We start from the raw sequence: 3,412 nt of genomic DNA on the forward strand, positions 1-3,412 counted from the left end.
GATGACCTCGGCCTTGTAGAGTCCGTTGATCGTCTCGGCCAAGGCGTTGTCATAGCTGTCACCGACGCTGCCCACCGATGGCTCGATCCCGGCCTCGGCAAGGCGCTCGGTGTACTTGATCGAGACGTACTGGCTGCCGCGGTCGCTGTGATGGATGAGGCCACCACAATGGACCGGGCGACGATCGTGGATGGCTTGCTCGAGGGCATCCAGAACGAAGCTGGCGTGGGCTGTTCTGCTGACCCGCCAGCCCACGATGTAGCGGGCATAGACGTCGATCACGAAGGCGACGTAGACGAACCCCGACCAGGTCGCGACGTAGGTGAAGTCCGAGACCCACAGCATGTTCGGTGCTGGCGCATGGAACTGTCGGTTGACCTGGTCGAGCGGGCAATGCGCCGCCTTGTCGCTGATGGTCGTTCGTACCGGCTTGCCGCGGATTACGCCCTGCAAGCCCAGGTCGCGCATGAGCCGTTCCACCGTACATCGGGCGACACTCAAGCCTTCGCGGTTCATCTGTCGCCAGACCTTGCGCACGCCGTAGACGCCGAAGTTCTCGGCGAATACGCGCAAGACCTCGGGCTTCAACGCCTGGTCGCGCTGGGCACGAGCCGACATCCGCGAGGGATCGCGCCGCTGCGCGACGCGTTCGTGGTAGGTGGATGGGGCGATCGGCAGAACCCGGCAGATCGGCTCGACCCCATACTCCTCGCGGTGTTCGTCGATAAACGCCGTCATCGCTTCAGTGGGCGGTCGAGCTCCGCCTGGGCGAAATACGCGGAAGCCTTGCGCAGGATCTCGTTGGCCTGGCGCAACTCACGGTTCTCGCGTTCCAGCGCCTTCAGCTTGTCAGCCAGCTCGGTCGGCACTCCGGCTCGCATGCCCTTGTCGATCTCGGACTTCTTCACCCACTCGAGCAGCGTGTAGCCCGAACAGCCGAACTTGCCGGCTATCGATGTGACCGCCGCCCAGCGCGACGGATGATCCTTCTCGCTGGCCAGAACCATGCGGACTGCTCGCTCGCGAACCTCGGGTGAGAACTTGTTCGTCGTCTTGCTCATAGACCCTTCCTCTCAGGAGTTGGGGCCTCCGGCAATCTCGGGGCGGTTCATCATGAACCGCCCGACGTCATCCGGCTGAGCGTTTGGCTGTACTATCTACCCTGAGCCTGCGAGTGGTCGAGGGCCTGCTCGCCGAACGGGGGATCGACCTCTGCTACGAGACGGTACGGTGCTGGGCCAACAAGTTCGGACCTGCCATCGCTGCCAACACCCGCCGCAAGCGAGGTCGCGCTGATTCAGTCTGGCATCTGGACGAAATGGTCGTCAGCATCAACGGTCAGCGGATGTTCATGTGGCGGGCCGTCGATAAGGAAGGCGAAGTGCTGGATGTTCTCGTCCAGAAGCGCAGGAACAAAGTAGCAGCACTGAAATTGTTGCGAAAACTGCTGAAGAATCAAGGTGCCGTGCCGAAGGCCATCGTCACCGATGGACTTAAATCATATCCGCCAGCAATGAAGGTCCTGGGCTGCGTCGACCGACATCAACCGGGCCGATTACGCGACAACAACCGCGTCGAGAATTCGCACCTTCCCGTCCGACGAAGAGAGCGAAAAATGCAGCGGTTCAAGTCTCAGGGTCAGGCTCAACGCTTCGTTTCAACGCACAGCGCAGTCTACAAATCGTTCAACACCCAGCGTCATCTCGTCTCGCGAAACACGATGCGCAAATTCCGATCCGCCGCCAAGGCGGAATGGAATGCTGCGTCCGCTGCTGCAGCATGATGTTCGGGCTCGGGCGCTCGCTCGCCCGGCAGTCAATCAAGCTGACAATACCGTCTTTAGGACGGCAGAAAGATGAAGATATTGAAGCGCCACCTCGGCACGCATTACAACATGTCTCCGGATGAGTACCGCAAGCGTTGGAATTTGCCGATCGACTATCCGATGGTGGCGCCTAACGATGCTAAGAATCGCCGTGAACTGGCACAAAAATTGGCCTCGGGCGTAAGCCCGCCACGCCTTAAAAATCGTCATTCGAGGCTGTTTCTGCGTAAGGCCGTGGGTTCAAGGAAGGCGCCCACTTAGAAGGTTGGCAGCTAGATTTCCGTTTGGAACCTGCCTTTCGCAGTTGTCCCCATACTCATGCTGAGCGCCTTCTTGCTGACCAAATATCGCCTTTCCCCTACCGCCAGACACATGGCCTTTTTTCCTGAACAAGTGGCGCTCAGCAAGCTCGTAGATGGCGAGAGTCCACCTCGGGGGCGCAACACGTAATTGCGTTTCTTTGGATTTATCCCTAACTCGAGGCCACTTGAGATTCCGTTCAGTGAAGGAATTGCATGGAGTTCGGGAACCGAGTGGAACAAAGTGGTGGACCTTGGTCGGCTTCGGAAGACGAGCGTCCAGTTGGCCCTGAGAAATTTTTAGGTCGCGGATTTTTAGCTTGCGTTGCGGCTTCGATGACCTTCTGGGCGGTGGTTTTGGTTTGGGCGTTGTAGAGGTCTAAATATTCTCCGTTGGGGGGCGTGCATTCAGAATGGCTACATCCATCTGAATGCTAGGCCCTGTTGACAAACTGGATTCACAATCGCTGCGAGATGTGATTCAAGATAGCTTTTGCGGAGGTTATCTTGGCGCGGTTGCTGATGGAGGATGCCGAGTGGGCATTCTTTGAACCCTTTTTGATAGCGATCCGGGGGCAAGGCGGTCGCCCGGCCTCCAACCACCGCCTTGTTCTCGATGGTATTTTCTGGATTGCTCGAACCGGTGCTGCCTGGCGTGATCTGCCTGAAGAGTTCGGCAAGTGGTCGAGCGTGTATCGCCAGTTCCGGCGCTGGACCCTGGCCGGACTTTGGGAACTGGTGCTCGATGCCCTCAACGATAGCGGCGCAGCGCCAGACAGCGTCCAGATGATCGACAGCACCGTGATCCGCGCGCACCACTTGGCAGCGGGCGCAAAAGGGGGACTCAAAGACAGGGTTTTGGCCGTTCAAAAGGTGGCTTCACGTCCAAGATCCATCTCATTACCAACGCTCACGGCCTCCCTGTCCGGGCGGAAGTAACGGGAGGTGAAGTATCTGACTTCAAAGGCTTCGATGCTCTGGTCGACGATGACCTGCCGACGGCTCGCGTGTTCCTGGCTGACCGGGGTTATGACAGCGATCATATCCGGGCAACGATCACCGAGCGTGGCGGAACACCAGTGATCCCGGCCAAGGCCAATCGCAAAGAGCCGATCCCGCACGACACCGTCACCTACGCCTTGCGGAACCGTATTGAGCGGTGCTTCGCCAAGCTCAAATGCTCGCGCCGCCTCGCAACCCGATACGACAAAACCTCAGCAAGCTATCTCGGCTTCATACATATCGCCGCCGCCCGCCTCTGGACCAATCAGTTTGTCAACAGGGCCTA

The 3,412-nt window shown here is 58.9% G+C and carries 1 protein-coding gene, 3 pseudogenes and 1 other annotated feature; of the genes and pseudogenes, 3 read left to right on the forward strand and 1 reads right to left on the reverse strand.

From position 1 onward, the window contains the following. A pseudogene (locus A9D15_RS02525) lies at positions 1–1,061 on the reverse strand (IS3 family transposase); the annotation flags it as partial. After that, positions 664–780, reverse strand: a sequence feature (AL1L pseudoknot). Its footprint overlaps the pseudogene before it by 117 nt. 69 nt (positions 1,062–1,130) lie before the next feature. Here A9D15_RS02525 and A9D15_RS02535 point away from each other — a divergent pair. The 3 genes and pseudogenes from A9D15_RS02535 to A9D15_RS16105 all read left to right on the forward strand — a co-directional run. Then, a pseudogene (locus A9D15_RS02535) lies at positions 1,131–1,783 on the forward strand (IS6 family transposase). A 72-nt stretch (positions 1,784–1,855) separates the two neighbouring features. Next, on the forward strand, positions 1,856–2,086 hold the full coding sequence (locus A9D15_RS16100) for a MucR family transcriptional regulator (protein WP_082924208.1): 231 nt from the start codon (positions 1,856–1,858) through the stop codon (positions 2,084–2,086). A gap of 560 nt (positions 2,087–2,646) precedes the next feature. Beyond that, a pseudogene (locus A9D15_RS16105) lies at positions 2,647–3,412 on the forward strand (IS5 family transposase); the annotation flags it as partial.

It is taken from the genome of Croceicoccus pelagius (assembly GCF_001661915.1).
Taxonomy (GTDB): Bacteria; Pseudomonadota; Alphaproteobacteria; order Sphingomonadales; family Sphingomonadaceae; genus Croceicoccus; species Croceicoccus pelagius.

Excerpts from the sequence above, each read along its gene's own strand:
- A9D15_RS16100 (WP_082924208.1), top strand. The coding sequence starts at position 1,856 with ATGAAGATATTGAAGCGCCACCTCGGCACGCATTACAACATGTCTCCG.